Annotated in this window: 23 protein-coding genes and 1 tRNA gene; 17 read left to right on the top strand and 7 right to left on the bottom strand. The window is 72.4% G+C overall.

Annotation, left to right across the window (positions count from 1 at the left end; translation table 11 throughout):
* Window positions 1-272: 272 nt before the first annotated feature.
* The 4 genes from H4687_RS18810 to H4687_RS18795 all read left to right on the top strand — a co-directional run bounded on the left by H4687_RS18810 (window position 273) and on the right by H4687_RS18795 (window position 6,092).
* Window positions 273-1,166 carry an FAD binding domain-containing protein gene (locus H4687_RS18810; protein ID WP_046915067.1) on the top strand — a complete coding sequence of 298 codons (894 nt, stop codon included), beginning with the start codon at window positions 273-275 and terminating at the stop codon, window positions 1,164-1,166.
* Window positions 1,163-2,998, top strand: coding sequence for a 2Fe-2S iron-sulfur cluster-binding protein (locus tag H4687_RS18805; protein WP_050399253.1), 1,836 nt, complete (start codon window positions 1,163-1,165; stop codon window positions 2,996-2,998). The genes H4687_RS18810 and H4687_RS18805 overlap by 4 nt, the downstream gene beginning before the upstream one ends.
* Window positions 2,995-5,310 carry a xanthine dehydrogenase family protein molybdopterin-binding subunit gene (locus H4687_RS18800; protein ID WP_046917262.1) on the top strand — a complete coding sequence of 772 codons (2,316 nt, stop codon included), beginning with the start codon at window positions 2,995-2,997 and terminating at the stop codon, window positions 5,308-5,310. The genes H4687_RS18805 and H4687_RS18800 overlap by 4 nt, the downstream gene beginning before the upstream one ends.
* A 167-nt stretch (window positions 5,311-5,477) precedes the next feature.
* The gene (locus H4687_RS18795; protein WP_225966738.1) at window positions 5,478-6,092 is read left to right on the top strand and encodes an SUKH-4 family immunity protein; all 615 of its coding nucleotides are present in this window, start codon (window positions 5,478-5,480) and stop codon (window positions 6,090-6,092) included.
* A 271-nt stretch (window positions 6,093-6,363) separates the two neighbouring features.
* On the opposite strand, the gene H4687_RS18790 is transcribed toward H4687_RS18795, so the two are convergent.
* Window positions 6,364-6,435, bottom strand: a tRNA-Cys gene (locus H4687_RS18790).
* A gap of 211 nt (window positions 6,436-6,646) precedes the next feature.
* Between H4687_RS18790 and H4687_RS18785 the strand changes: the two genes are divergently transcribed.
* From H4687_RS18785 to H4687_RS18765, 5 genes are all read left to right on the top strand, one after another.
* Window positions 6,647-8,203 carry an MFS transporter gene (locus H4687_RS18785; RefSeq protein ID WP_192781690.1) on the top strand — a complete coding sequence of 519 codons (1,557 nt, stop codon included), beginning with the start codon at window positions 6,647-6,649 and terminating at the stop codon, window positions 8,201-8,203.
* A 12-nt stretch (window positions 8,204-8,215) separates the two neighbouring features.
* Window positions 8,216-8,413 carry a hypothetical protein gene (locus tag H4687_RS18780; protein WP_046919122.1) on the top strand — a complete coding sequence of 66 codons (198 nt, stop codon included), beginning with the start codon at window positions 8,216-8,218 and terminating at the stop codon, window positions 8,411-8,413.
* Window positions 8,413-8,781 carry a type II toxin-antitoxin system death-on-curing family toxin gene (locus tag H4687_RS18775; RefSeq protein WP_046919121.1) on the top strand — a complete coding sequence of 123 codons (369 nt, stop codon included), beginning with the start codon at window positions 8,413-8,415 and terminating at the stop codon, window positions 8,779-8,781. The genes H4687_RS18780 and H4687_RS18775 overlap by 1 nt, the downstream gene beginning before the upstream one ends.
* A 179-nt stretch (window positions 8,782-8,960) precedes the next feature.
* Window positions 8,961-10,754 carry a DEAD/DEAH box helicase gene (locus H4687_RS18770; protein ID WP_046919120.1) on the top strand — a complete coding sequence of 598 codons (1,794 nt, stop codon included), beginning with the start codon at window positions 8,961-8,963 and terminating at the stop codon, window positions 10,752-10,754.
* Window positions 10,755-11,082: 328 nt separating this feature from the next.
* The gene (locus H4687_RS18765) at window positions 11,083-11,724 is read left to right on the top strand and encodes an IclR family transcriptional regulator (protein WP_013003228.1); all 642 of its coding nucleotides are present in this window, start codon (window positions 11,083-11,085) and stop codon (window positions 11,722-11,724) included.
* 52 nt (window positions 11,725-11,776) lie between these two features.
* On the opposite strand, the gene H4687_RS18760 is transcribed toward H4687_RS18765, so the two are convergent.
* Entirely contained in the window at window positions 11,777-12,643 is an 867-nt protein-coding gene (locus H4687_RS18760) for an alpha/beta fold hydrolase (RefSeq protein ID WP_046919119.1), read from the bottom strand.
* A gap of 114 nt (window positions 12,644-12,757) precedes the next feature.
* On the opposite strand from H4687_RS18760, the gene H4687_RS18755 reads away from it, so the two are divergent.
* Both H4687_RS18755 and H4687_RS18750 read left to right on the top strand, forming a co-directional pair.
* Window positions 12,758-13,243: a MarR family winged helix-turn-helix transcriptional regulator gene (locus tag H4687_RS18755; RefSeq protein WP_046919118.1), complete on the top strand. Its 486-nt coding sequence runs from the start codon at window positions 12,758-12,760 to the stop codon at window positions 13,241-13,243.
* A 112-nt stretch (window positions 13,244-13,355) separates the two neighbouring features.
* Entirely contained in the window at window positions 13,356-14,156 is an 801-nt protein-coding gene (locus H4687_RS18750) for a S16 family serine protease (RefSeq protein WP_233443569.1), read from the top strand.
* A gap of 15 nt (window positions 14,157-14,171) precedes the next feature.
* On the opposite strand, the gene H4687_RS18745 is transcribed toward H4687_RS18750, so the two are convergent.
* Window positions 14,172-14,702: an Lrp/AsnC family transcriptional regulator gene (locus tag H4687_RS18745; protein ID WP_046919116.1), complete on the bottom strand. Its 531-nt coding sequence runs from the start codon at window positions 14,700-14,702 to the stop codon at window positions 14,172-14,174.
* Between the two features lie 123 nt (window positions 14,703-14,825).
* Here H4687_RS18745 and hppD point away from each other — a divergent pair, with 123 nt between their 5' ends.
* Entirely contained in the window at window positions 14,826-15,980 is a 1,155-nt protein-coding gene (gene hppD / locus H4687_RS18740) for a 4-hydroxyphenylpyruvate dioxygenase (protein WP_050399252.1), read from the top strand.
* Between the two features lie 219 nt (window positions 15,981-16,199).
* Here the strand turns inward: hppD and H4687_RS18735 are convergent, their stop codons facing one another.
* Window positions 16,200-17,603 (bottom strand): tetratricopeptide repeat protein, encoded by a 1,404-nt coding sequence (locus H4687_RS18735; protein WP_225966737.1) that lies wholly within the window; start codon window positions 17,601-17,603, stop codon window positions 16,200-16,202.
* 93 nt (window positions 17,604-17,696) lie between these two features.
* On the opposite strand from H4687_RS18735, the gene H4687_RS18730 reads away from it, so the two are divergent.
* Window positions 17,697-19,112, top strand: a complete 1,416-nt coding sequence (locus H4687_RS18730; RefSeq protein WP_046917619.1) for an FAD-binding oxidoreductase — start codon at window positions 17,697-17,699, stop codon at window positions 19,110-19,112.
* Window positions 19,113-19,134: 22 nt separating this feature from the next.
* On the opposite strand, the gene H4687_RS18725 is transcribed toward H4687_RS18730, so the two are convergent.
* Window positions 19,135-19,548, bottom strand: coding sequence for an SsgA family sporulation/cell division regulator (locus H4687_RS18725; protein WP_046917618.1), 414 nt, complete (start codon window positions 19,546-19,548; stop codon window positions 19,135-19,137).
* Between the two features lie 264 nt (window positions 19,549-19,812).
* Here H4687_RS18725 and H4687_RS18720 point away from each other — a divergent pair, with 264 nt between their 5' ends.
* Window positions 19,813-21,393 carry an RDD family protein gene (locus H4687_RS18720; protein WP_078907451.1) on the top strand — a complete coding sequence of 527 codons (1,581 nt, stop codon included), beginning with the start codon at window positions 19,813-19,815 and terminating at the stop codon, window positions 21,391-21,393.
* 65 nt (window positions 21,394-21,458) lie between these two features.
* Window positions 21,459-22,154, top strand: a complete 696-nt coding sequence (locus H4687_RS18715) for an RDD family protein (RefSeq protein ID WP_046917616.1) — start codon at window positions 21,459-21,461, stop codon at window positions 22,152-22,154.
* A gap of 84 nt (window positions 22,155-22,238) precedes the next feature.
* Here the strand turns inward: H4687_RS18715 and H4687_RS18710 are convergent, their stop codons facing one another.
* Entirely contained in the window at window positions 22,239-22,526 is a 288-nt protein-coding gene (locus H4687_RS18710; protein WP_046917615.1) for a hypothetical protein, read from the bottom strand.
* A 466-nt stretch (window positions 22,527-22,992) separates the two neighbouring features.
* On the opposite strand from H4687_RS18710, the gene H4687_RS18705 reads away from it, so the two are divergent.
* Together H4687_RS18705 and H4687_RS18700 are read left to right on the top strand one after the other, a co-directional pair.
* Window positions 22,993-25,347: an immune inhibitor A domain-containing protein gene (locus tag H4687_RS18705; protein ID WP_167358656.1), complete on the top strand. Its 2,355-nt coding sequence runs from the start codon at window positions 22,993-22,995 to the stop codon at window positions 25,345-25,347.
* A 123-nt stretch (window positions 25,348-25,470) separates the two neighbouring features.
* Window positions 25,471-25,824, top strand: a complete 354-nt coding sequence (locus H4687_RS18700) for a hypothetical protein (protein ID WP_046917614.1) — start codon at window positions 25,471-25,473, stop codon at window positions 25,822-25,824.
* Window positions 25,825-25,849: 25 nt separating this feature from the next.
* Here H4687_RS18700 and H4687_RS18695 read toward each other — a convergent pair whose 3' ends face one another.
* The gene (locus tag H4687_RS18695; RefSeq protein ID WP_046917613.1) at window positions 25,850-26,437 is read right to left on the bottom strand and encodes an isochorismatase family protein; all 588 of its coding nucleotides are present in this window, start codon (window positions 26,435-26,437) and stop codon (window positions 25,850-25,852) included.
* Between the last annotated feature and the right edge of the window lie 198 nt (window positions 26,438-26,635).

The following is a 26,635-nucleotide window of genomic DNA, read 5'->3' as shown; positions in this document are numbered from 1 at the left end:
TGTGACCGGGAGCGCGCGCCCTGCGACGGTGGCCGCCGAGAGGAGCAAGGGATACAAGGGGCCCGAGGGGCAACGTAAGTGGTAATACGCACCTATGGGTGATGCCGTGCCAAAACGGACCATCTCTCGGGTGAGGTGGGCGAATGCCTCGTGACGGACCCCCGCGTTCGGACCTCGCGAGAATGTGCCAGAGTTGCCACGTCCGCCCTGTCAGCACGTACCGTACGGCAACACAGGCGGACCAGGTGGGGCAGCGGGAAGGGGCAGCCGGTTTGACCACGCACGCACCGCAGGCGGCGCAGGCCGTGACCCTGCCCGGCTCGCTCGACGAGGCCGTGGCGGCTCTCGCCGCCATGCCCTGGGCGGTTCCGGTGGCGGGCGGCACGGACCTCATGGCCGCGGTCAACTCCGGACAACTCAGGCCCGCCGCACTGGTCGGGCTCGGCAGGATCAGCGAGATCCGCGGCTGGCAGTACCAGGACGGACACGCCCTGCTGGGTGCCGGACTGACGCACGCCCGGATGGGGCGCCCGGACTTCGCGGCGCTCATTCCGGCGCTCGCCGCCGCCGCGCGCGCCGCCGGACCCCCGCAGATCCGCAACGCCGGCACCCTCGGCGGCAACATCGCGACGGCCGCCCCCACCGGGGACGCGCTGCCCGTGCTGGCCGCCCTGGAGGCCACGCTGATCATCGCGGGCCCGGGCGGGGCCCGCCGCGAGATGCCCGTCTCGCATCTGCTGGCCGGCATGGAGATGCTGCGCCCCGGCGAACTCATCGGCTTCGTGCGCGTGCCCCTGCTGCACGCGCCCCAGGTCTTCCTGAAGGCCACCGGCCGCACCGGCCCCGGCCGCGCGGTCGCCTCCGTCGCCCTCGTCCTCGACCCCGCCCGGCGCGGGGTGCGGTGTGCCGTCGGGGCCATAGCGCCGATGCCGCTGCGGCCCCTGGACGCCGAGACCTGGGTCGGCCAGCTGATCGACTGGGACGGCGAGCGCACCCTCGTCCCCGAGGCGCTGCAGGCCTTCGGCGAGTACGTCGCCGCCGCCTGCATCCCCGACCCGGCCCCCGAGGTCGACGGCACCGTGGCACCACTTCCGCCCGCCGTACTGCATCTGCGGCGCACCGTCGCCGCGCTGGCCCGACGAGCACTGGGGAGGGCACTGTCGTGACCGACGACCAGCACGGAGAAGGCACCCCGCAGCAGGGGGGCCAGGGCGGCTGGGAGCGGCTGCCGCAGGGCGACTACGACGACGGCGCCACGACGTTCGTCCAGCTTCCCGAGGGGGGCATCGACGCGCTGCTCGCCGCCGACAGTCCGCTGGCCGCTCCCGGGCACGGCTACGTCCCGCCGCAGATAGCGTCCAACTCCATCGACACGGCCCACACCGCCGGGACCGACCCGTCCGTCCCGGGTACCTGGGCGATGCCGGCCGGGGGTGCCGAGTGGCACGACCCGAACGCCGGGCAGCCGCAGCCCCCGACGCAGGACGCGTTCACGTACAACCCCGCCTCGACCGGGCAGTGGACGTTCGAGGAGCCGGCCGCGCAGGAAGGCGCCGCTCCCGGTCACGATGTGACGGGCGAGTGGTCGATTCCGGTCGCGGGAGGTGATCTTCCGGACGAATCCGGCGAGTTCAGCACCTCGGCCCTTGTCGAGCAGTGGGGCGGCAATCCGCCCGCCACGCTTCCCGGCGGTGCCGCCGCGCCCTGGGCCACCGAGCAGATCGGCACGGCGTGGACCGCGCCGCCCCCGGCGCGGCCCGAGGAGGACCGCCCCGAGGAGCGCGCGGCGGACGGCCGGACGCCGGAGGAGAGCGCGGCGGACGGGGCCCACGAGGCCGCGGGGGAGCCCTCGGCGGCCCCTGGGGAGGCGTACGCCGACGCGGCACCCGAGACCGCCGGGCCGACCCCCGAAGCCGCCCAGGAGCCCGCTGAGCCGGTCGGGGCCGACACGGGGACCGAGGACGGACCCGAGCGGCCCGGGACGGCGGAGACGGCCCCCGTGGCCGACACCGAGGAGGACGCGGAGCCGTCGGCCGACGAGCCCGCCCCGGCCCCGCCCCCGCACGACGACCACCCCCTCGCCTCCTACGTCCTGAGCGTCAACGGCACCGAGCGGCCCGTCAGCGACGCCTGGATCGGCGAGTCACTGCTCTACGTGCTGCGCGAGCGGCTCGGTCTCGCGGGCGCCAAGGACGGCTGCTCGCAGGGCGAGTGCGGCGCCTGCAACGTGCAGGTCGACGGCCGGCTCGTGGCGTCCTGCCTGGTGCCCGCCGTCACCGCCGCGGGCAGCGAGGTGCGCACCGTCGAGGGCCTCGCCGCCGACGGACAGCCCTCGGACGTGCAGCGGGCCCTCGCCCGGTGCGGTGCCGTCCAGTGCGGGTTCTGCGTGCCCGGCATGGCGATGACCGTGCACGACCTCCTGGAGGGCAACCCCGCCCCCACCGACCTGGAGACCCGCCAGGCCCTGTGCGGCAACCTCTGCCGCTGCTCCGGCTACCGGGGCGTCCTCGCCGCCGTCCGCGACGTCGTCGCCGAACGCGAGGCGAACTCCGCCGCCGAGAACGAGGCGGCCGCCGACCCCGACGAGGCCCGCATCCCGCACCAGGCGGGCCCCGGCGCCGGCGGCGTCAACACGGCGGCGTACGACGCCCGGAGCGCACCCCCACCGGCACCGCACGACCCCGACCGGTCCTACGGCGGCCAGGGGCTGTCGTTCACCGGCCCGGACGACTCGTACGGCGACCAGGGACAGTCCTTCGCCGGCCAGAACGACACCTACGGCGGCGAGGGCCAGTCCTTCGCCGGCGGCCAGGACGACTCGTACGGCGGTCAGGGACAGTCCTTCGCCGGGCACGGCGACACGTACGGCGGTCAGGGACAGTCCTTCGCCGGCCAGAACGACACCTACGGCGGCCAGGGCCAGTCCTTCGCCGGCGGCCAGGACGACTCGTACGGCGGTCAGGGCCGGTCGTTCGGCCAGGACGGAGGCCAGACGTGAGCAGCGAAACCGTCATCGCGGCGCCCGTGGGCCCCGGCGAGACCGCGGCCGCACCCGAGCAGCTGCCGCACGGCCTGGGCGTGTCCCTGCCGTCCGCCGACTCCCGGGCCAAGTCCGAGGGCACCTTCCCGTACGCGGCCGACCTGTGGGCCGAGGGCCTGCTGTGGGCCGCCGTGCTCCGCTCGCCGCACCCGCACGCGCGGATCGTGTCCATCGACACGTCCCACGCGCGCGAGATGCCCGGCGTACGGGCCGTCATCACGCACGAGGACGTGCCGGGCGTCGCCCTGCACGGCCGCGGCAAGGCCGACCGGCCCCTGTTCGCCTCCGAGGTCGTCCGCCACCACGGCGAGCCCATCGCGGCCGTCGCCGCCGACCACCCGGACACCGCGCGGATGGCCGCCGCCGCCGTCATCGTCGAGTACGAGGTGCTCGACCCGGTGATCGACCCGGAGCAGGCCTTCGAGGCCGAGCCCCTGCACCCCGACGGCAACCTCATCCGCCACATCCCGCTGCGCCACGGCGACCCGAACGCGTCCGGCGAGATCGTCGTCGAGGGCCAGTACCGCATCGGCCGCGCGGACCCGGCCCCCGTCGGCGCCGAGGCCGGTCTCGCCGTGCCCCGCCCCGACGGCGGCGTCGAGCTGTACGTGGCCTCCACCGACCCGCACACCGACCGCGACGCGGCCGCCGCCTGCTACGGCCTGGCCCCCGACCGCGTGAAGATCGTCGTCACCGGCGTCCCGGGCGCCACCGCCGATCGTGAGGACCAGGGCTTCCAGCTCCCGCTCGGCCTGCTCGCCCTGAAGACGGGCTGCCCGGTCAAGCTGACGGCCACCCGCGAGGAGTCCTTCCTCGGCCACGCCCACCGGCACCCCACCCTCCTGCGCTACCGCCACCACGCGGACGCCGAGGGCAAGCTGATCAAGGTCGAGGCGCAGATCCTGCTCGACGCGGGCGCCTACGCCGACACCTCCTCGGAGGCGCTGGCCGCCGCCGTCTCGTTCGCCTGCGGCCCCTACGTCATCCCCAACGCCTTCATCGAGGGCTGGGCGGTCCGCACCAACAACCCGCCCTCCGGTCATGTGCGCGGCGAGGGCGCGATGCAGGTCTGCGCCGCGTACGAGGCCCAGATGGACAAGCTCGCCAGGAAGCTGGGCATCGACCCGGCGGAACTGCGCATGCGCAACGTGATGTCCACCGGCGACGTGCTGCCGACGGGCCAGTCCGTGACCTGCCCGGCCCCGGTCGCCGAACTCCTCCAGGCCGTCCAGGAGTTCCCGCTCCCGGCGCTGCCCAAGGACACCCCCGAGGACGAGTGGCTGCTGCCCGGCGGCCCCGAGGGCGCGGGCGAGCCGGGTGCCGTGCGCCGCGGGGTCGGCTACGGCCTCGGCATGGTCCACATGCTCGGCGCCGAGGGCGCGGACGAGGTCTCCACGGCCACCGTGAAGGTCCACGACGGCATCGCGACGGTGCTGTGCGCGGCCGTCGACACCGGCCAGGGCTTCTCCACCCTCGCCCGGCAGATCGTCCAGGAGACCCTGGGCATCGACGAGGTCCACATCGCCCAGGTCGACACCGACCAGCCCCCGGCCGGCCCGAGCTGCCGGGGCCGCCACACCTGGGTCTCGGGCGGCGCGGTGGAACGCGCGGCCAAGATGGTCCGCACCCAGCTCCTCCAGCCCCTGGCCCACAAGTTCGGCATGTCCACGGAACTGCTGCAGATCACCGACGGCAAGATCACGTCGTACGACGGGGTCCTGTCGACCACGGTCGCGGAGGCGATGGACGGCAAGGAACTCTGGGCCACCGCCCAGTGCCGCCCGCACCCCACCGAGCCGCTGGACGAGGCCGGCCAGGGCGACGCGTTCGTGGGCCTGGCGTTCTGCGCGATCCGCGCGGTCGTGGACGTCGACATCGAACTCGGCTCCGTACGGGTCGTGGAGCTGGCCGTCGCCCAGGACGTCGGCCGGATCCTCCACCCGGCGCAGCTCGCCGCGCGCATCGAGGCCGGCGTCACCCAGGGGGTGGGCGTGGCCCTCACGGAGAACCTCCGCACCCCCCGGGGCCTCATCCGCCACCCCGACCTCACCGGCTACGCCCTGCCCACCGCCCTGGACGCTCCCGACATCCAGATCGTCAAGCTGGTGGAGGAACGGGACGTGGTGGCCCCCTTCGGCGCGAAGGCGGCCAGCGCGGTGCCGGTGGTCACGTCCCCGGCGGCCATCGCGGCGGCGGTCCGGGCGGCCACCGGACGCCCTGTGAACCGTCTGCCGATCCGGCCGCAGGCCGCGGTGGTGACGGGGACCTAGGGGCCCGGGGGCTGCCCCGGCGCAGCCCCTGAGGTGCGTGTTCGCGTGTACGTCCGGCGTTGTCAGTGGGGCGGCGTATGGTTCTCGGCAGTGGGGACGACGACCGCTCGGCGGCGCGTGATCGCCCACGGGGGGACGCACACTGCGAACCATGTGCCGGGGGAGCCATGAGCACAATGACGATGGGGACAATGGGCCTGACGGACCTGAACGACCTGAACGATCTGCACGACCTGAACAATCTGAACGACCTGAACGACCTGGCGGTGCTGACCGGAGGACCGGCCACGCGCTCCGGACTGGCGCTCGACCTGCCCGCCCGACTGCTCGACGAGGAGTTCGGCCGGAGCAGGGTGTGGCGCTTCGAGGACTTCGACTTCCCGGCCACGCTCACCCACGAGCCGACCCGCCGCTTCCTGCGCGACATGGGTCTGCCCGAGGACCACGGCTTCTTCCAGCTCGACACGGACATCCCGCTTCCGACGCTCGCCGAGTACGGGGCGAACCAGTGCTCCGGCGAGTCCGGCCGCGGCCGACTCCCGGACAGAGCCGCCCACTTGATCCGCCTGGGCCACTTCGTCGAGGGCAGCAGCCTCGTCGTCGACGGCACCACCGGCGCGATCCTCAACTGGAGCGAGTCCGAGTCGACCCTCCGCCCCCTCGACGCCGACCTCTCCACCCTGGCCTTCACCCTCTGGCTCCTCCACCGCGAGAAGCGCGAGGGGACGGCCACGGGGTGCTGGGTGGAGACCCTGCGCAACAAGGCCTGCGCGGGCCTCTGACACCACCGGCCACACGAAGACGGCCGACCGCTGGAAGCGGTCGGCCGTCATATCGCGCTGGAGGCCGTGGCAGGGGGCGCGTACGTCGGCGGACCAAGGCGGCCGTCGGTGCACTGGACAAAAACTAGGACAGTGAGCTTCTTCGAGTCGGCCATCACCCGATCGGTGGCCGACTCGAAGAAGCTCACTGAGACGGGAACTGAGACGGACGACCACAAGGGCGGTACCCCCTCGGGGGTACCGCCCTTTCTTTTGCCTGGTCAGGCAGTTGAGGCCGTGGCGGGAATCGAACCCACGTAACTCGCTTTGCAGGCGAGTCCCTGAACCACTCGGGCACACGGCCGGGTCGACGCGTCAGGGGCGTGATTCCTGTCGCTTCGAACTCGATGGAAAGACCGTAGGCCGGGCTCCGGCGGGGGCTCAAGAGGTCCGGGGGCGCTGCAACGGGACTGCCACACGCCGTTCATGAACGGCGGGGCGTACGACCAAGGTCCCGGGTGGTGGGGGACTTCGGACAGGGGCGTATGTCGGTGGTGCCCCTTACGCTGGCGGGCATGGCCGACTCCGAGGCGCGTGACACGGGCGTCACGCCGAACCCCGCCCCGCCCGCCGTCCCCGACGACGCGGACGGTGTGCTGAGCCGCTCCCACCGGGGGCTCAGCATCGGGATCGTGTCGGTCGTGCTGCTGATCGCGTTCGAGGCGATGGCGGTCGGCACCGCCATGCCGGTCGCGGCGCGGGAGCTGGACGGGATCCCGGCGTACGGGTTCGCGTTCTCGGCGTACTTCACGACCAGCCTGTTCGGGATGGTGCTGGCGGGCCAATGGGCGGATCACCGGGGGCCGTTGGGGTCGCTGACCGCGGGGATCGGCGCCTTCGCCGTGGGGCTGGTGCTGTCGGGGACCGCCGGGGCGATGTGGCTGTTCGTCCTCGGGCGGGCCGTGCAGGGGCTCGGCGGCGGACTGGTGATCGTCGCGCTGTACGTGGTGGTCGGGCGCGCCTACCCGGAGCGGCTGCGGCCGTCGATCATGGCGGCCTTCGCGGCGAGCTGGGTCGTCCCGTCCGTGGTCGGTCCGCTCGCCTCGGGCGCGGTGACGGAACAGCTGGGCTGGCGCTGGGTGTTCCTGGGCATCCCGGTGCTCGTCCTGCTGCCGCTGGGGCTGGCGCTGCCGCAGATACGGCGCAGGGCCTCCGGGCCGGTGCGGTCGCGGGGAGCGGCGGCCGACCCCTCCTCGACGTCCACCTCCCCCTCCGCCCCCGTCTCCCCCTCCGCCTTCGTCTTCGGCGGCCGTCGCATCCGGCTCGCCCTCGCGATCTCGCTCGGCGCCGGGCTGTTGCAGTACGCGGCCCAGGACCTGCGGTGGTGGTCGGCCGTGCCTGCGGTCGCGGGGGCAGGGTTGCTGGTGCCGGCGGTGCTGGGGCTGCTGCCGCGCGGGACGTACCGGGCGGTGCGGGGGCTGCCGTCGGTGGTGCTGCTGCGCGGGGTGTCGGCGGGGTCGTTCGTGGCGGCCGAGTCGTTCGTGCCGTTGATGCTGGTCACCCAGCGGGGGCTGTCGCCGACACTCGCCGGGTTCTCGCTCGCGGCGGGCGGGGCGACCTGGGCGCTGGGCTCCTGGGTGCAGGCGCGGGCGCGCGTGGAGCCGTACCGGGAGCGGCTGATGACGGTGGGGATGCTGCTGGTCGCGGCGGCGATCACCACGCTGCCGGGAGTGCTGGTCGACTCCGTGCCCGTGTGGACCGTGGCCGTTGCGTGGGCCTTCGGGTGCTTCGGGATGGGGCTCGTCATCTCCTCCACCAGCGTTCTTCTGCTCCAGTTGTCCGCCCCCGAGGAGGCGGGGACCAACTCCGCCGCGCTCCAGATCTCCGACGGTCTCACCAACGCACTGCTCCTCGCGGCGGGCGGCGCCGCCTTCGCGGCGCTGGGCGGCGGCGCGGTCGGCCATACGGCCGCCACGTCCGCCGGCACCGCCTCCCACCCGGCGGCCTTCGTCGCGGTGTTCCTGCCGATGGCGGGGGTGGCGCTGGTGGGGGCGTGGGTGACCACGCGGTTGCGGGCGCCGGCAGTGGGGGCCACTGTCGGAGATGGGATGACACTTCGTGGTACCAAGTAGTACCGTTTACTCATGGCTGGACTGAACCTGCGGTTTACGGATGAAGAGCTCGACGCCCTGCGCGACCGTGCGGCGGCGGAAGGGCGCAGCATGCAGGCCTTTGCGCACGACGCGGTGATCGCGGCCATAAACGAGCACTCAAGACTGTTCAACGAGGCGGCCGAGCACGTGCTGAAGGCCAGCGGCGAGTTGAACCGGAGGCTCGCCTGATGCACTACCTCACGCTGCCGGAGGTGCTGAATCTGGCGAAGCGGCTCGGGGCCGACGAAGTGCGGGACTACGGACTGCTGGACTCGGCGCTGGCGCGCCCCCGGTCGAGCGTGTTCGGGCAGGACGCCTACCCGGACGTGTGGCAGAAGGGTGCGGCGCTGATGGAGTCCCTGGCCCGCAACCATGCTCTCGTCGACGGGAACAAGCGTATCGCCTGGTACGCGACCTGGGTGTTCCTGCACATGAACGGGCACCCGCTGGACGCCGACTTCGATGTGGACGAAGCGGAGCGTTTCGTGCTGGACGTCTGCCAGGGGGCCTTGGACGTACCCAAGATCGCTGCCCAGCTGCCGCGCTTCGCGCGCTGACATGGAGGCCGCCCTCTGTGAGGTGGATCCCACCTGAGGGCGGCCCGGCGGGATCGGCGCCTCGTCGCGACCCCGCCGCCGGTAGGGTGGCCCGGTTGTCATACGTAGCCGGGGTTTCCGCGTCGCCGCGCGAGTCGCCCGGGGCTGCCATCTGCCGCTCGACCCCCAGACCGGAGACCGTGACTACCACCGCCACCTCCTCGAACCACCACCTCTCGCCCGCCTTCCCTGGCCGTGCCCCCTGGGGTACCGCAAGCAAGCTGCGTGCCTGGCAGCAGGGGGCGATGGACAGGTACATCCAGGAGCAGCCGCGGGACTTCCTCGCGGTCGCGACCCCCGGCGCCGGGAAGACGACCTTCGCGCTGACGCTCGCGTCCTGGCTGCTGCACCACCATGTCGTGCAGCAGGTGACGGTCGTGGCGCCCACCGAGCATCTGAAGAAGCAGTGGGCCGAGGCCGCGGCGCGGATAGGGATCAAGCTGGACCCGGAGTACAGCGCGGGGCCGCTCAGCAAGGAGTACGACGGCGTCGCGGTCACGTACGCGGGTGTGGGCGTGCGGCCCATGCTGCACCGCAACCGCAGCGAGCAGCGCAAGACCCTCGTCATCCTCGACGAGATCCACCACGCCGGTGACAGCAAGTCCTGGGGCGAGGCGTGCCTGGAGGCCTTCGAGCCCGCCACCCGGCGGCTCGCCCTCACCGGCACACCCTTCCGTTCCGACACCAACCCCATCCCGTTCGTGACGTACGAGGAGGGGGCGGACGGGATCCGGCGGTCGTCCGCCGACTACACCTACGGCTACGGCAACGCGCTCGCCGACAACGTCGTGCGGCCCGTCATCTTCCTCTCCTACAGCGGCAACATGCGCTGGCGGACCAAGGCGGGCGACGAGATCGAGGCCCGTCTCGGCGAACCCATGACCAAGGACGCGATCAGTCAGGCCTGGCGTACGGCCCTCGATCCGCGCGGCGAGTGGATGCCGAGCGTGCTGCGCGCCGCCGACCAGCGGCTCACCGAGGTCAGGAAGGGCATCCCGGACGCCGGCGCCCTCGTCATCGCCACCGACCAGGACTCCGCCCGCGCCTACGCCAAGCTGATCCGCGAGATCACGGGGACGAGCGCGACGGTCGTCCTCTCCGACGACTCGGGCGCCTCGAACCGTATCGACGAGTTCGCTCACGGCACCGACCGCTGGATGGTCGCCGTGCGGATGGTGTCCGAGGGCGTCGACGTGCCCCGGCTGGCCGTGGGGGTCTACGCCACCACCATCTCCACCCCGCTCTTCTTCGCCCAGGCCGTCGGACGCTTCGTACGGTCCCGGCGGCGCGGCGAGACCGCGTCCGTGTTCCTGCCGACCATCCCCGACCTGCTCACCTTCGCCAACGAGATGGAGGTGGAGCGGGACCACGCCCTCGACAAGCCGAAGAAGGAGGGCGAGGAGGACCCGTACGCCGAGGAGGACAAGCTCCTCGCGGAGGCGGAGCGGGAGCAGGACGAGGACACCGGCGACCAGGACATGCTGCCGTTCGAGGCGCTGGAGTCGGACGCGGTGTTCGACCGGGTCATGTACAACGGCGCCGAGTTCGGCATGCAGGCCCACCCCGGGAGCGAGGAGGAGCAGGACTACCTCGGCATCCCGGGTCTGCTGGAGCCGGACCAGGTGCAGTTGCTGCTCCAGAAGCGGCAGGCGCGGCAGATCGCGCACAGCCGCAAGAAGCCGGACGCGGAGGCCGACCTCGTGGAGCTGCCCGCCGACCGGCGGCCCGTCGTCACCCACAAGGAACTGCTGGAGCTGCGCAAACAGCTCAACGGCATGGTCGGCGCGTACTCCCACCAGTGCGGCAAGCCGCACGGTGTCATCCACACCGAGGTACGGCGGGTGTGCGGCGGACCGCCGAGCGCCGAGGCCACGGCCGGGCAGTTGCGGCAGCGCATCGCCAAGGTGCAGGAGTGGGCCACCCGGATGAAGTGACCGACCTTCGAGGCGCGCTCCGAAGGTCCTGTGCGGGGCGTGCGCTCTGCGTCGGTGCGCCCGCACATTTCGCGACAAATACAAGTAGTCCGTACCGGTCGCTGACCGGATTCTGGACGGAGTCTTCCGCTCAGCGAACCGGCTCGTCTACTGTCCCGCTACGCACACGCCCCGTGGCAGCGCCGCCGCGGAGCGCAGCCGTGAAGCGACTCCGCCCGGATCATCCGGGTTCAGCCGATCGGCGGCCTCTGTGGCGCGACGCCGACGGGACCGGTGACGCATCAGCCGTGACAGGGGTCGCCGCCTCACCCAAGAAGGAGTGGGTGTCGTGACCGCGGAGACCTCTCAGACACTCGACCGGGGACTGCGTGTCCTCAAGCTGCTGGCCGACACCGATCACGGACTGACCGTCACCGAGCTGTCCAACAAGCTCGGGGTCAACCGAACCGTCGTGTACCGCCTGCTCGCCACTCTGGAGCAGCACTCCCTCGTCCGCCGTGACCTGGGCGGACGTGCCCGGGTCGGGCTGGGCGTGCTGCGGCTCGGACGGCAGGTGCACCCCCTGGTGCGGGAGGCCGCGCTGCCCGCGTTGCGGTCGCTGGCCGAGGACATAGGGGCGACCGCCCATCTCACCCTCGTCGACGGGACCGAGGCGCTGGCCGTCGCGGTCGTCGAGCCGACCTGGACGGACTACCACGTGGCGTACCGGGCCGGCTTCCGGCACTCGCTGGACCGGGGGGCCGCGGGACGCGCGATCCTGTCGGGCCGGCAGCAGCCGGGGGACTGGCCCGGGTACACGCTCACGCACGGGGAGCTGGAGGCGGGGGCCAGCGGGGCCGCCGCGCCGCTGCTCGGGGTGACCGGGGTCGAGGGCAGCGTGGGCGTCGTCATGCTGGCGGACGCGGTGCCGGAGCGGGTCGGGCCGCGCGTCATGGACGCGGCCCGAGAGGTGGCCGACGCGCTGCGGTGACGCGTGGGGGTGGCGAGACCCGCCGCCTCGACCCACTCCTCCCTCTCCTCGTTCAGCCGGTCCGGTCGCCCCGGTTGCTTTGGTCGCTCCGGTCGTCCAGCGTGCTCAGCCAGTCCAGTAGATGATCGGTGAAGGCCTTCGGCTGCTCCATGTTGGGGTAGTGGGCCGCACCCTCGATCGAGACGGCCCGGCCATCGCCGGCGACCGTCCTGGTCAGGCGCTCGGCCATGGCGATGAGGTCGGGGGCGTCCAGGGCGCCGTTGAGGGCGAGCACGGGGACGGTGATGGTGGCGGCGCGGGCCCAGGTGTCGGTCACCGGGACGTGCCAGTCCGTCTCGCCGAGGGTGTGCTTGGCGGCGGTGGCGCGGCTCATCTCCCGCACGCGCCGCACGATCTCGGGGTCCACGTCGTCGACCGCCCGGTGCGGTCCCGCGACGGTCTCGCCGACGATGTCCAGCCACCCCTCGATGTCGCCCGACATCAGCGCGCCGTAGTACCGGGCGGTGCTGTCCTTGGTCCTCGGGTCCGTGAACTCGGGTTCGCTGGTCCCGACTCCGCTGACGACGAGGGCGCGTACGAGCCCGGGATGTTCCAGTGCCGTGTCGACGGCGGTGCCGCCGCCCATCGACAGGCCGACCAGGATCGCCGGGCCGGTGTCCAGGTGGCGCAGCAGCGCGGCGAGGTCGTCGGTGAACCGGAACGGTCCGCTCGCGTTGGCGGAGGCGCCGTGCCCCCGCGCGTCCGGGGCGATGACCCGGTGGCCGGCCGCGAGGGCGGGCACCAGATCGCGCCACATGCGGTGGTCCGTGAAGCCGCCGTGCAGCAGCACCAGCGGGGGGCCCGAACCGACGTCCTGATAGGCGAGCGGGCCGTCGTCGGACGCGAACGTGCGCAGGGTGACCTGCGAGGTCTTGGTCATGACAACCAGGGTGTCATGTTGACCCCATGATGACAACCAGGTTGTCATTATGGGGTGAGGTGGGGTGGAGTGCGGAGGTGACCGCCCCCGTGGCGAAGGACGGAGAATGACCCCGTGACCCCCGTGACAGAGAACGATGAGCCGCTGCCGCCCGACCTGCTCGCCGGGCGGCTGTCCGAGGTGTTCGCCGTCCTCGGCCCCCTCTACCGGCGGACGACCCGTGCGCTGGAGCTGAAGGAACGCAAGGAGGGGTTCCCCGTCGGCGTACGCGCCGTCCTGGAGCTGTTGCGCATGGGCGGGCAACCCATGACCGTGCCGCAGATGGGCCGGACCCTGGCGCTGAGCAGGCAGTTCGTGCAGCGCATGGTCAACGAGGCGGCGGGCCGGGACCTCGTCGAGGCGGTCCCGAACCCCGCGCACCAGCGGTCCTCCCTGATCCGGCTGACCGACACCGGCCGGTCGACCATCGACGCGCTGGTGGCCCGGGAGCGCGTGCTGCTGCGGCAGGCGGGCGACGATCTGACCGCCGCCGACATCGACGCCTGCGTGCGGGTGCTGACGCGACTCCTCGCGCTCTTCGAGGACGTGGACGTCAACTGAGCCCCAGGGCCCACGACCGGTCCCGGCACACCAGCCACCGGACCCCCGGCGTCGGCTCCGCCCTCGACCGACCGCCCCCTGGCCGGAACCGGCCTCACGTTAGATTGACCCCGTGCTCTCTCGTCTCTCCAGCCTTTCGCGTCCCGTGGCCGTAGCCGTCTGCGCCCTTCCCGTGGTGGGGCTGCTCGCCACGGCGGTGTTCGCGCCGTTGCCGTTCTCCGTGGCGCAGCCGGGGATGACGGCGAACGTGCTGGGCGAGAACAAGGGGGACCCGGTGATCACGATCAGTGGCGCGGAGGCCCGGAAGACCAGCGGGCAGCTGCGGATGACGACGATCGAGGCGACCGGACCGGACACCCGCGTCGGACTCGGCGACGTGCTCGACGGCTGGTTCCGCACGGACCAGGCCGTCATGCCGCGCGAGGCGGTCTACCCCAGCGGCGACACCACCGAGGAGATCCGGAAGCACAACGAGGCCGAGATGAAGGAGTCCCAGGACACGGCCACCGAGGCGGCGCTCGCCTACCTCGGCGAGGACTCCGGCGACATCGAGGTCACCCTGCGGCTCGCCGACGTCGGCGGCCCCAGCGCGGGGCTGCTGTTCTCCCTCGGCATCGTCGACAAGCTCGACGGCGACGGCAGCGGCGGCGACCTCACGGGCGGTCGTGTCATCGCCGGTACGGGGACCATCGACACCGCCGGCCGGGTCGGCCCCGTCGGCGGGGTCGCGCTCAAGACCCAGGCGGCCCGCCGTGACGGCGCGACCGTCTTCCTCGTCCCCAAGGCCGAGTGCGCCGACGCGCGGAACGAACTGCCCAAGGGGCTGCGGCTCATCCCGGTGACGACGCTGAAGGGCGCGGTCGGCTCGCTCGTGGCGCTGGAGACGGGCAGGGGCAAGGTCCCGAGCTGCTGAACGGCGGCCTCGTCCTCACCCCGTCCCCCCGACCCCTTCCTCCGACGTCGGATCCGAGGCCGGCGGGTGCGCCGCCTGCGCCGCCTGTGCCGCCTGCTCCACCAGCGGGATGATCCGCAGCGGAACGGGGTTCTCCATGACGATCGCCGTGGCGGCCCGGACGATGCCGTCGATGCCGACGACCCGGTCGATCACCCGCTGGAGATCGGCGTTCGAACGGGCCACGAGCCGGCACAGCATGTCCCCGTTGCCGGTCGTCGTGTGCAGCTCCAGCACCTCCGGGACGGTCGCCAGGTGGGCCCGTACGTCGGCGCCCTGTCCCTGTCTGATCTGCAACGTCGCGAACGCCGTGACCGGATAGCCGAGCGCGGCCGGATCGACCTCGGGGCCGAACCCGCGGATGACTCCGTGCGACTGGAGCCGGTCCAGCCGGGCCTGCACGGTGCCCCGTGCGACCCCCAGCCGCCGTGACATCTCCAGCACCCCGATCCGCGGCTCCCGCGCGAGCAGGACGATAAGCCGCCCGTCCAGATGATCGATCGCCATCAGACCTCCCCGGATGGTCACCCTGTACAGAACAAGCAGGTGTAGGCGTACTGCCTTGCACAGATTGTCCTGCGTGAACCCGACGTGTTGCGCACCTTGCGGGCGCGGAGGAGTCTGCGGCACATGGCAGCCACCTCCGCGCACACCCGGCGCGTCCCCGGCACCGCCCGGCAGGCAGACCCCTTCCCGGTCAAGGGAATGGACGCGGTGGTCTTCGCCGTGGGCAACGCCAAACAGGCCGCCCACTACTACTCCACCGCCTTCGGCATGCGTCTCGTCGCCTACGCCGGCCCCGAGACCGGCAGCCGCGAGACGGCGAGCTACGTCCTGGAGAACGGCTCGGCCCGGTTCGTCCTCACGTCGGTCGTGAGACCCACCACCCCTTGGGGCCACTTCCTCGCCGAGCACGTCGCCGAGCACGGGGACGGCGTCGTCGACCTCGCCATCGAGGTCCCGGACGCGCGGCGCGCGTACGCCTACGCCGTCGAGCACGGCGCGCGTCCGGTCGCCGAGCCGTACGAAATGAAGGACGAGCACGGCACCGTCGTCCTGGCCGCGATCGCCACGTACGGCACGACCCGGCACACCCTCGTGGACCGCTCCGGCTACGACGGCCCGTACCTCCCCGGCCACGTCGCCGCCGACCCCGTCGTCGAGCCGCCCGCCCGGAGCACCTTCCGGGCCATCGACCACTGCGTCGGCAACGTCGAACTCGGGCGCATGAACGAGTGGGTGGAGTTCTACCACCGGGTCATGGGCTTCACGAACATGAAGGAGTTCGTGGGCGACGACATCGCCACCGAGTACAGCGCGCTGATGTCGAAGGTCGTCGCGGACGGCACGCTCAAGGTCAAGTTCCCGATCAACGAGCCCGCCGTCGCCAAGAGGAAGTCCCAGATCGACGAGTACCTGGAGTTCTACGGCGGCGCGGGCGTCCAGCACATCGCCCTCGACACGAACGACATCGTGCGGACCGTACGGACGATGCGGGCGGCGGGGGTCGAGTTCCTGAACACGCCCGACTCGTACTACGACACGCTCGGGGAGTGGGTGGGCGACACGCGCGTGCCCGTCGACACCCTGCGCGAACTGAGGATCCTCGCGGACCGGGACGAGGACGGGTATCTGCTGCAGATCTTCACCAAGCCGGTCCAGGACCGGCCGACGGTCTTCTTCGAGATCATCGAGCGGCACGGGTCGATGGGCTTCGGGAAGGGCAACTTCAAGGCGCTGTTCGAGGCGATCGAGAGGGAGCAGGAGAAGAGAGGCAACCTGTGAGGGGCGCGTGAGGGGGTGGGGGTGAGGGGTTCGTCGGCGGGTGCGGGTGCGGGTGCGGGTGCGGGTGCGTGGGGGCTGGTCGCGCAGTAAGGGCCTGGGCTTTTGGGGGCGCGGGGAACTGCGCGAGAAGCCCCACCGGACCCGCACCCGCCGACGAACCCCGCACCCCCCACCCCCTCACGCGCACCCCCCACCCCCTCACGCGCACCCCCCACCCCCTCACGCGCCCCGCCCGCCCACCGAGACGTACGGGTTCCACCGTCGCGCCTCCGCGAGGTGCCGCCGCGCCGGGGCCGCCAGCCCCAGCGCCCGCTCGATCACCCCCCGGTGATACGCGCGGACCGCACTCCGCGCCTCCCCACCCCGCGCCCGATCCGTCGCCCGCCGGGCGAACCCGAGCGCCTCCCGGTCTTCCCCGGCCCGATGCAACGCCCACCCGAGCGCGTCGGCCACCCGCACCCCCGGCTGACGCTCCCACTCGGCCCGCAGCACCCGCACGGCCACCTCCGGATCGCCGTGGTCCGCCTCCAGCGCGCCCAGGACGAGCGACTCGTCGACCCCGGCCGCGGCGGACCGTGCCATCAGGGCGCGCACCACGCCGTACTGCTCGCGCGCCTCCTTCCGCCGGCCCAGCGACTCCAGCAGCTCGCCCAGCCGCAGCGCGACCTCCGCCGACGGCCGCCGCGACAGCGCGGTCCGGTACGCCCGCACTCCCTCCGCCGGCCGCCCCAGCGCGGCCAGCGCCCGCCCCCGGCAGGCGTCGGCGTCCGGCTCGCTCCGGGCGCCCTCGCAGTACCGCAGCGACTCCGCCGCCTCTCCCCGCTCCCACGCCAGCTCCCCGGCCAGCGTCCACCACGCGGCGCCCGCGGCCGACGGCCCCGCCGGCGTCGTCTCCGAGGCCGCCGCGTCCGAGATCGCCGTGGCCGCGTCCTCACGCGCCCCCCGGTCCCAGTAGACCCGCGCGGCCCGCGCCCGGGCCGCCGGGCCGGAGTGGAGGGCGAGCATCCGGTCCAGGGTCGCGCGGGCCGCCCTGTACCGGCCGAGCCCGTCGTACGCGTCGACGAGCAGCGCGTACGAGGTCCAGCGCGGCGGCGCCACCCGTACGGCCTCCTCGCCCCAGCGCCGCGCCGTCCGGAAGTCGCGGCGGGCGTTCGCGAGAGCGGTCAGACCTTCGAGGGCGGCCGCGTTGCCGTCGTGCCCGAGCCGCAGCGAGGTCCGCAGGGCGCGTTCGGCCTTCGGGTAGTCGGCGACCCGGCCGGTCCGCCGGGCCCGCTCGGTGTACGCCACGCCGAGCACCGCCCAGGAGGCGTGATCACGCGGACGGGCGCGCACCCGGGCCTCGCGTTCCCGCACGGTCGCCGCGACCTCGGCCGACGCGACGGGCAGCCCGGCGACGAGCGCGGCCCCCGCCGGGCGCCCCTCGGGTCCGGCCGCGCCCACCACCCGGGCCGCCCGCCCGCCACCACCGTCACCCCCGTCCGGCGGCACCACCATCAGCACACCTCCGAGCACCAGGCACCCGACGACGGCCCCGGCCACTCCCGGGCCCGGCCCCCGACCCGGCCCCTGGGCCCACCCGGCGACCCGGCGCAGCACCGCCCGCACCACGTTCTCCACAGACATGCCGCTCACTGTGCGTCAATACGACGACCACATCACGTACTCCCGATGGCTCGCGTCGACGGGTTCACACCGATGGCCCTGGAATGCGACCCTGTGATCATGAGCCGTAGCGAAGCCCCGCTCATCGAAGACGCCGTGACGACCGGCGACCTCGTCGACCGTCTGCTGAGCGGACTGCCCACGGAGGCGGTCCTCGTCGATCCCGACGTCACGGCCTCGTACGCCAACGACATGGCGAGCTTCTGCGAGGCGGGCGTCCCGGCGGTCGTCGTGCTGCCCCGGACCGTCGAACAGGTCCAGCACGTCATGCGCGTGGCCACCGACCTGCGTGTGCCGGTCGTCCCCCAGGGCGCCCGCACCGGTCTGTCCGGCGGGGCCAACGCCTCCGAGGGGTGTATCGCCCTGTCCCTGACCAGGATGGACCGGATCCTGGAGATCAACCCCGTCGACCGCATCGCCGTCGTCGAACCCGGCGTCGTCAACGCGACGCTCTCCCGCGCGGTCAACGAACACGGCCTCTTCTACCCGCCGGACCCCTCCAGCTGGGAGATGTGCACGATCGGCGGGAACATCGGCACCGCCTCCGGCGGCCTGTGCTGTGTGAAGTACGGGGTGACCGCCGAGTACGTCCTCGGCCTGGACGTCGTGCTCGCCGACGGACGGCTGATGTCCACCGGCCGGCGCACCGCGAAGGGCGTCGCCGGCTACGACCTCACCCGGCTCTTCGTCGGCTCCGAGGGCTCGCTGGGTGTCGTCGTACGGGCGATCCTCGCCCTGAAGCCGCAGCCGCCGCGGCAACTGGTGCTGGCGGCGGAGTTCGCGTCGGCCGCCGCCGCGTGCGACGCGGTGTGCCGGATCATGGCCGGCGGGCACGTCCCCTCACTGCTCGAACTCATGGACCGTACGACGGTGAAGGCCGTCAACGACCTCGGGCACATGGGGCTGCCCGAGACCACCGAGGCACTGCTCCTCGCCGCCTTCGACACCCCGGACCCGGCCGCCGACCTCGCCGCCGTGGGGGCGCTGTGCGAGGCCGCGGGCGCCACCCAGGTCGTCCCGGCGGACGACGCGGCCGAGTCCGAACTGCTGCTCCAGGCACGGCGGATGTCGCTCACCGCGCTGGAGGCGGTGAAGGGCACGACGATGATCGACGACGTGTGCGTGCCGCGCTCGAAGCTCGGCGAGCTGATCGAGGGCGTGGAACGCGTCGCCGAGAAGTACGACCTGACCATCGGGGTCTGCGCGCACGCCGGCGACGGCAACACCCATCCCACCGTCTGTTTCGACGCCACGGACCCCGACGAGTCCCGGCGCGCCCGCGAGTCCTTCGACGAGATCATGGCCCTCGGCCTGGAACTCGGCGGCACGATCACCGGCGAACACGGTGTGGGCATCCTCAAGAAGGAATGGCTGGCGCGGGAGCTGGGCCCGGTGGGGACGGAGATGCAGCGGGCGGTGAAGGCCGCCTTCGACCCACTGGGCATCCTCAACCCGGGCAAGCTGTTCTGACCCGCGCCCCCTGCGCCACCCCTCACTGGGCGAGGAGTTCCGCCAGGCCGTCGTCGATCCGCAGCATGTCGAACTCCGCACCCGGCGGCACCACCCGCAGGGTCCGCTCCAGCCAGGCCGACACGGCGGCGGCCGGCGCCTCCAGCAGCGCGTCCCCGTCCGGCGAGCTGAGTGCCATCAGCACCACGCTCCGGCCCGACACCTTCGTCGGCCACACCCGCACGTCCCCGTGCCCGCACGGCCGGAACACTCCCTCCACCAGCAGCTCCCGGGCGAACGTCCAGTTCACCGGGCGGTCGGAGTTGATGTGGAAGGTGATGTGGACGGCGTACGGGTCGTCGCTGCGGAAGACGAGCTTGGCGGGTACGGGGATGCTGCGCTCGGGCGACAGGACGAGTCCCAGCTCCAGTTCGCGCTCCACGACGGTGTGCCGCATGGTGATCGTTCCTCTCTCGTGGCGGGCCCTGTGCGCGGGCCCGTACGAGTGAGAGGGGCGAGGACCCCCGCGCATTACGCGGGTTCGCGGAACTTTTTTCCGACGGGTCCACCGGGCGGCTCCCGGTGGCCGGCGCCCCCGCGGGCCCGTAGCAGATCCGTGCGTGAATGGGGCGGGTCCGGAGGCAGCGGTCATGGACCGGGCCGGCGTCTGGTAGATCTGGACGCCTCCACCAAACCCACGAGCAGATACGGGACGACGGACATGAGCGCCCCAACCCCGGCCCCCGGCGACGACAGGCCCCGCGAAGGGTATTACCCGGACCCGTCCATTCCTGGATACGTCCGGTACTGGAACGGCGCGGCCTGGGTGCCGGGTACGAGCCGTCCGGCTCCCTCCGACGGCAGGCCGATCGCCCCGCCGTCCGGCTCCGGCCCGTCCGGCGCCGTGGAGGAGACGGGTCCGCACTTCTTCGACGAGGACCCCGCGCCCGACGGCGAACAGGGCCGCCCGGCCTCCGACAACGCCCTGCACGGCTCCCGCCCCGAGCCCGCCTCCGCGTGGGGCGCCGACCGCTCCCGCCAGACCGGCTTCGGCGGCGACAAGGACCGCCGGGTGTCCTGGGGTTCGGCCTCCGGCCCGGACCCGCGTGATCCCCGGGTGCCCCTCGCGGCGGACACGGGCGCCCCCGCCGACGGCGGTGCCCCCGGGCGTACGGCGAGCACGGACGGTACGGCGACGATCCCGCCGGCGGACACCGACGAGGACGCCGGGGCCACCCCGGGCACGGTGGTGTTCCGCCGCCCGGCCCCGTCCGGGGGGCCGGGGACCGCCGAGAGCGCGGAACCCCCGCAGTCCGACGGGGGCGCGCCCGGGGCCCCCGTGCCCTTCGGCTCGCCCCTGACTCCCGCCCAGGTCGCCGCCCAGCAGGCCCTGGGTCTCGGCCCGCAGTCCGCCACGTCCTCGGCGTCCGGCCCCCAGCTGGGGCCGCCGCCCGCGCAGCAGGGTCCGCAGACGGGTACCGCCCCGGCGGCGGTCGCCCCGGCCGTCCCGGTGGCCCCGGCCCCGCCCGCGGCGGAGCCGCAGCAGCCCCAGTTCGGCGGCGCCTTCCCCCAGCAGGCCCCGCAGACCGCACCGGCGGTCGTCGATCCGCAGATCGCCCCGTCCGCGCCCGGCGTACCCCAGCAGGCCGCCGTCCGGCCGCCGGCCGAGACCCCCATGGCCGTCGGGTACGGCGGCGGGCAGCCCTCCTGGGCGCAGCAGGTGCACCGGCTGGCCGGGGGCGAGGACGAGCAGCCGGTCGCGCCGTGGAAGCCGGTGGTGGAGGACCCCTTCCAGGCGGCGGCGCGGCGGCAGGCGGAGGCCAGGCCCGCGGGGCTCGGCAGACGGCTCGCCGCCCGGCTCGTGGACAGCCTGGTCGTCGGCACGGTCACGGCCGCGGCCGCCGTGCCGTTCGGCACCAAAACGATGGACCACATCGACGAGAAGATCGACGCGGCCAAGCTCTCCGGCGAGCGGGTCACGGTCTGGCTGGTCGACGGCACGACCTCCGTCTACCTGGGCATCGTCCTCGGTGTCCTGTTCCTCGTCAGCGCGCTGTACGAGGTGCTGCCCACCGCCCGGTGGGGGCGCACCCTCGGCAAGAAGCTGTTCGGGCTCGACGTCCGGGACATCGAGGGCCACGAACCCCCGTCGTTCGGGCGCTCCCTGCGGCGCTGGCTCGTCCACACCGTCCCCGGGCTGCTCGGCATCGGCGTGATCGGCGTCCTGTGGTGCGTGTGGGACAAGCCGTGGCGCCAGTGCTGGCACGACAAGTCGGCGCACACCTTCGTGGCGGGCAGGTAGCACTCCGTACTCCGTACGGCCCCGTGCCGGATGCGGAGCCGGGGGGTTCGCGGTCGACTCGGGCCATGAGTAGCGAACCGCCGCCCTTCGGCTCCGGTCAGTCCCCGGACGACGACCGGTTCAGGAAGCAGCCGCCCCCGCCGCACCAGGGCGGCGGCTCCCCGTACGACCCGCCGCCCCGGCAGCCGCCGCCGGACGGGGGCGGGCAGCAACCGCCCTACGGCAACCAGCCGCCGCCCTACGGGAGTCAGCCCCCGCCCTACGGCGGGGACCCCTACGGCGGCGGGCAGTACCCCAACGATCCGCTCTCGGGCATGCCGCCGCTCGCCGACAGCGGGAAGCGGGTGCTCGCGCGGATCATCGACATGATCCTGGTGGGGATCGTGGTGGGGCTGCTGGCGTGGGCGTTCAGGATCAGCCAGTACACGGTGGACTCGGACGACTTCGAGTTCGGCAGGTCCCTGGCCCAGGAGGCGCTCGCGGCGGTCCTCTACATCGCGTACGACACGTTCTTCACCGTCAGGAACGGCCAGACCCTCGGCAAGAAACTGCTGAAACTGCGGGTGGCCGACCTCGACGACGGGTCCACGCCCTCCACGCAGACCGCGCTGATCCGCGCGGCCGTGCTGTGGATCCCCTTCGCCTTCTGCTGCGCCTGCGTCTGGACGGCGATCGCGGGCGGCTGGAGCTTCTTCGACAAGCCCTACAAGCAGGGTCTGCACGACAAGGCGGCCAAGACGGTGGTGGTCAGCACCGCCTGAGCACGCGGTCCGCGAACGACGACGGCGGGTCCGTGGCACACGGGCCCGCCGAGACGTTTCAGCACACGGTCACCGGGTGCCGGTTCAGGAGCCCGTCCGCTCGTGCACCGGCTCACGGACCGCCTCGGACCGCGCGGCCGGGGAGGCCGGTACGGGAGCGGCGGACGCGCGGGCGCGGGGCACGGCGGAGCCGGGCGCGGGCTTGGGCTGCGGCACGGTCAGGGAGACGAGCAGGCCCAGGGCCAGGGCGGCCAGGGCGATCACCGCGATGCCCGCGCCGGAACTCGTCTGGGACAGCAGCAGCATGGCGAGTGTGGACAAGATCACGGTGCAGGAGCCGTAGGCGAGCTGTGCGGTCGTCGGACGAGGCATGGCAATCGTGTCCTCGGGTGGGGTCTCCCCGTGCCTCTCAGGATGAAGGGGAGGGTGCGGATACGAAGCAAAGGTGAAGCAGGGGTGTCGACTTGGCATTCACCGACTTCCGGCGCTCCGCCAATCGACTCTATTCGCCAGGGTGCCCGAGTGGAACGACGGGTAAGCGTGACCTGACACACGGTGCCGGGGGCACAGGGGGCGCACGGGTTCATGCCGTCCGGCAAGTCAACGCATATGCGCGCCGGTCCGGAAGGCGCGGGAGCGGTGCGCGTAACGGCCGTATAACGAACAAGCGCTTCCCGTAGACGCCGATAATGCACTTGACCTGTCCAAGTCAAGATCTGTTTTTTCTCTCGAAACTCCGATCGAATGGCGTCACTTGACTACACGCGTATACCGCGCGCGGACTCCTCCACACAGGACCATCCTCCTCCGCGCGAACGGACGCGGGGGAGGACCTCAAGTGACCAGTAGACCCTGGACGTTCAGAGCTGCGGCCATCGGCGTCGCGGTCGCCACTGCGGCGGCGACCATGTCGGCCCTCACGGTGGCGCAGGCCGCCGACGGCACACCGGCGGCGGCTGTGGACCGGCACGACCCGGCGGACCACGAGCACGCCGGCGAGCACGACCTCGACGGACCCCTGAGCAAAACTCGGGAGGCCCAGCGCGAGGAGGCCCTGCAGCAGGTCATATCCGGCGACGCCACGGTCAAGGACCGTGACGGCTCGCAGGTCGTGAAGCTGGACAGCAAGAAGGGCAAGAGCAAGTACGTCGAACTCGGCCGCGAGAAGACCGACAAGATCTTCACGATCCTGGTCGAGTTCGGCGACAAGATCGACAGCCGCTACGGCGGCACCGCGGGCCCGGCGCACAACGAGATCGCCGAGCCGGACCGGGCCCAGGACAACTCCACGGCCTGGCGGGCGGACTACGACCAGAAGTACTTCCAGGACCTCTACTTCGGCACCGGCAAGAACGACGAGTCGGTGAAGAAGTACTACGAGAAGCAGTCCTCGGGCCGCTACTCGGTCGAGGGCGAGGTCTCCGACTGGGTCAAGGTCCCCTACAACGAGGCCCGCTACGGCAACAACAAGTGCGGCCAGACCAACTGCTCCAGTGTGTGGAACATCGTCAGCGACGGTGTCACGTCCTGGGTCGCCCAGCAGAAGGCAGCGGGGCGCACCGACGCCGAGATCAAGGCGGACGTGGCCGAGTTCGACCAGTGGGACCGCTACGACTTCGACGGCGACGGCGACTTCAACGAGCCCGACGGCTACATCGACCACTTCCAGGTCGTGCACGCCGGTGAGGACGAGTCCGCCGGCGGCGGCGCGCAGGGCGAGGACGCCATCTGGGCCCACCGCTGGTACGCGTTCGGCACCGACGCGGGCGCGACCGGCCCGGCCGGCAACAAGCTCGGCGGCGCCAAGATCGGCGACACCGGCATCTGGGTCGGCGACTACACCGTCCAGCCGGAGAACGGCGGACTCGGTGTCTACGCCCACGAGTACGGCCACGACCTCGGTCTGCCGGACCACTACGACACCGCCGGCGGTGACAACTCCACCGGCTTCTGGACGCTGATGTCGTCCGGTTCCTGGCTCGGCACCGGCGAGGAAGCCATCGGCGACCTGCCCGGCGACATGACCGCCTGGGACAAGCTGCAGCTCGGCTGGCTGGACTACGACACGGCGAAGGCGGCGACGAAGTCGCGGCACAAGCTCGGGGTCGCGGAGTACAACTCCAAGGACAAGCAGGCCCTCGTGGTCGAGCTGCCGAAGAAGGAGGTCTCCACCGAGATCGTCGTTCCGGCGCAGGGCTCGACCCAGTGGTGGAGCGGCAGCGGTGACAACCTCTCCAACACGCTGACCCGTTCCGTGGACCTCACGGGCAAGTCCTCGGCCGCGCTCACCCTCGACGGCTGGTACGACATCGAGGCCGAGTTCGACTACCTCTACACCGAGGTGTCGACCGACGGCGGCGCCAACTGGACCGCCGTCGACGGCACGGTGGACGGCGCGGCGATCCCGCGCGACGCCAGCGGCAAGCCCGCGCTGACCGGCTCCTCCGCCGCGTACAAGAAGCTGTCGTACTCCCTGAACGCCTACGCGGGCAAGAAGTTCGACCTCCGCTTCCGCTACCAGACGGACGGCGGCGTGGCCCCGAAGGGCTTCGCGGCCGACTCCATCGCGCTGACCGCCGACGGTTCGGTCCTCTTCTCGGACAACGCGGAGAGCGCGGACGCGGCCTGGACCGCCAAGGGCTTCTCCCGCGTGGGCGCGTCGATCACGGACGACTACGCGCAGTACTACATCGCCGAGAACCGTCAGTACGTGTCGTACGACAAGACCCTGAAGGTCGGCCCGTACAACTTCGGCTTCTCGACCACGCGTCCGGACTGGGTGGAGCACTTCCCCTACCAGAACGGTCTGTTGATCTGGAAGTGGGACACCTCGCAGGCGGACAACAACACCAGCGTCCACCCGGGCGCGGGCCTGGTCCTGCCGGTCGACTCGCACCCGGCGGCGCTGAAGTGGGCCGACGGCACGGTGATGCGCAGCCGCATCCAGGCCTACGACTCGCCGTTCAGCCTCTACCGCACGGACGGTCTGAAGCTGCACAAGGCGGACGTCCTGACGACGATCCCGTCGTCGGCGGGTGTGTCCGTGTTCAACGACCGGACGAACACCTACTACGACGCGGCCACCCCGCTGGCCGGTGTCAAGATCACTGACACCAACACCAAGATCGAGATCGTCAAGGAGGCCGAGGACGGCTCCACGATGTCGGTCAAGGTCGGCCCCGCGGTGAAGTAGCTCGCATTTACGCAGGTCAGAGCATGTCCGGCCGCGACCCCCTTGGCGGGTCGCGGCCGGACGTGTTTAGGTGCGTGGTGTGGTCTTCTTATTGACACTGACACGCACGGGGGTGTGACCTGCATGGCCGCAGGAGGTTTCTGCAAACTGCCGGACGGCAATGTCGTCGTCGCCCTGAACCTGTCCGGGGCGGCGGCACCGGGTACGACCTGGGTGCCGCAGGACGACGGTGCCGTACGGGTCCTCGTCCTGGCCGCGAACCGCGCCAGGGCCCTGACCCGGCTCCGCAACCTGGGCATGCGAGCGATCTACCTCCGCGGCAACGCGGCGCCCCCGACCCCGGACGAGATCACGGCCGTCCTGCACCATCCCGACGGCCTGATATGGCGCACCTCACCGGTCTGCCCGGCCTCCACGACCCCGGAGCTGTGGCACCCGATCAGAGCGCTGCTGAGGAGGTCCACGGTGCCGGTGTGACCCGGGCGGCGCCCCTCTCGGGGTCTCACACCACCGGCTTGCCCGACAGCTCCACGCCCGCCTCCCGCAGCTCCTCCAGGGCCCGCTCGGTCGTCTCCTCGGCCACCCCGGCGGTCAGGTCCAGCAGCACCTGGGCGCGAAAGCCCTCCCGCGCGGCGTCCAGGGCGGTGGCCCGTACGCAGTGGTCCGTGGCGATGCCGACGACGTCGACCTCGGTGATGTCACGGGCGCGCAGCCACTCCGCGAGGGTCACGCCGTTCTCGTCGGCGCCCTCGAAGCCGCTGTAGGCCGCGGAGTACGCCCCCTTGTCGAAGACGGCGTCGACCGCGCCGGAGGCGATCACAGGGGCGAAGTTCGGGTGGAAGCCGACGCCCTCCGTCCCGGCGACGCAGTGGGCGGGCCAGGAGTGGACGTAGTCGGGGTTGTCGGAGAAGTGGCCACCGGGCGCGATGTGGTGGTCACGGGTGGCCACCACGTGCTGGTAGCCGGGGCCGGCCGCCTGGCCGATCAGCTCGGTGACGGCGGCGGCCACATCGGCACCACCGGCCACCGCGAGGCTGCCCCCCTCGCAGAAGTCGTTCTGTACGTCGACGACGATCAAGGCGCGGCGCATGGTGTCGGTGTCCTTAGACTCTTCGGTGCTTCGGGGTGGGTGGGGTCGGCCGAGGGATGGAGCGCGAACGCCGGAGCGCGAACGCCGGGCTTCGCATCTACGAACTTCCGAGCCTAGAGACTTCGGGAGCCGTTCGGGAGGGGGCATCCGGCGCTCGCCCGGTGCGCGGACCGGAGCACGAACCGAACACGCGGGCGC

Origin of the sequence: Streptomyces stelliscabiei, from assembly GCF_014873495.1 — a bacterium.
Classification (GTDB): domain Bacteria; phylum Actinomycetota; class Actinomycetes; order Streptomycetales; family Streptomycetaceae; genus Streptomyces; species Streptomyces bottropensis.
Note: the sequence above shows the minus strand (reverse complement) of the source record. Positions and strands in the feature narration are given on the sequence as shown.

Excerpts from the sequence above, each read along its gene's own strand:
- H4687_RS18795 (WP_225966738.1), top strand. The coding sequence starts at position 5,478 with ATGAGCACAATGACGATGGGGACAATGGGCCTGACGGACCTGAACGAC.
- H4687_RS18785 (WP_192781690.1), top strand. The coding sequence starts at position 6,647 with ATGGCCGACTCCGAGGCGCGTGACACGGGCGTCACGCCGAACCCCGCC.
- H4687_RS18780 (WP_046919122.1), top strand. The coding sequence starts at position 8,216 with ATGGCTGGACTGAACCTGCGGTTTACGGATGAAGAGCTCGACGCCCTG.
- H4687_RS18775 (WP_046919121.1), top strand. The coding sequence starts at position 8,413 with ATGCACTACCTCACGCTGCCGGAGGTGCTGAATCTGGCGAAGCGGCTC.
- H4687_RS18760 (WP_046919119.1), bottom strand. The coding sequence starts at position 12,643 with ATGACCAAGACCTCGCAGGTCACCCTGCGCACGTTCGCGTCCGACGAC.
- H4687_RS18745 (WP_046919116.1), bottom strand. The coding sequence starts at position 14,702 with ATGGCGATCGATCATCTGGACGGGCGGCTTATCGTCCTGCTCGCGCGG.
- hppD (WP_050399252.1), top strand. The coding sequence starts at position 14,826 with ATGGCAGCCACCTCCGCGCACACCCGGCGCGTCCCCGGCACCGCCCGG.
- H4687_RS18735 (WP_225966737.1), bottom strand. The coding sequence starts at position 17,603 with ATGTCTGTGGAGAACGTGGTGCGGGCGGTGCTGCGCCGGGTCGCCGGG.
- H4687_RS18725 (WP_046917618.1), bottom strand. The coding sequence starts at position 19,548 with ATGCGGCACACCGTCGTGGAGCGCGAACTGGAGCTGGGACTCGTCCTG.
- H4687_RS18720 (WP_078907451.1), top strand. The coding sequence starts at position 19,813 with ATGAGCGCCCCAACCCCGGCCCCCGGCGACGACAGGCCCCGCGAAGGG.
- H4687_RS18715 (WP_046917616.1), top strand. The coding sequence starts at position 21,459 with ATGAGTAGCGAACCGCCGCCCTTCGGCTCCGGTCAGTCCCCGGACGAC.
- H4687_RS18710 (WP_046917615.1), bottom strand. The coding sequence starts at position 22,526 with ATGCCTCGTCCGACGACCGCACAGCTCGCCTACGGCTCCTGCACCGTG.
- H4687_RS18700 (WP_046917614.1), top strand. The coding sequence starts at position 25,471 with ATGGCCGCAGGAGGTTTCTGCAAACTGCCGGACGGCAATGTCGTCGTC.
- H4687_RS18695 (WP_046917613.1), bottom strand. The coding sequence starts at position 26,437 with ATGCGCCGCGCCTTGATCGTCGTCGACGTACAGAACGACTTCTGCGAG.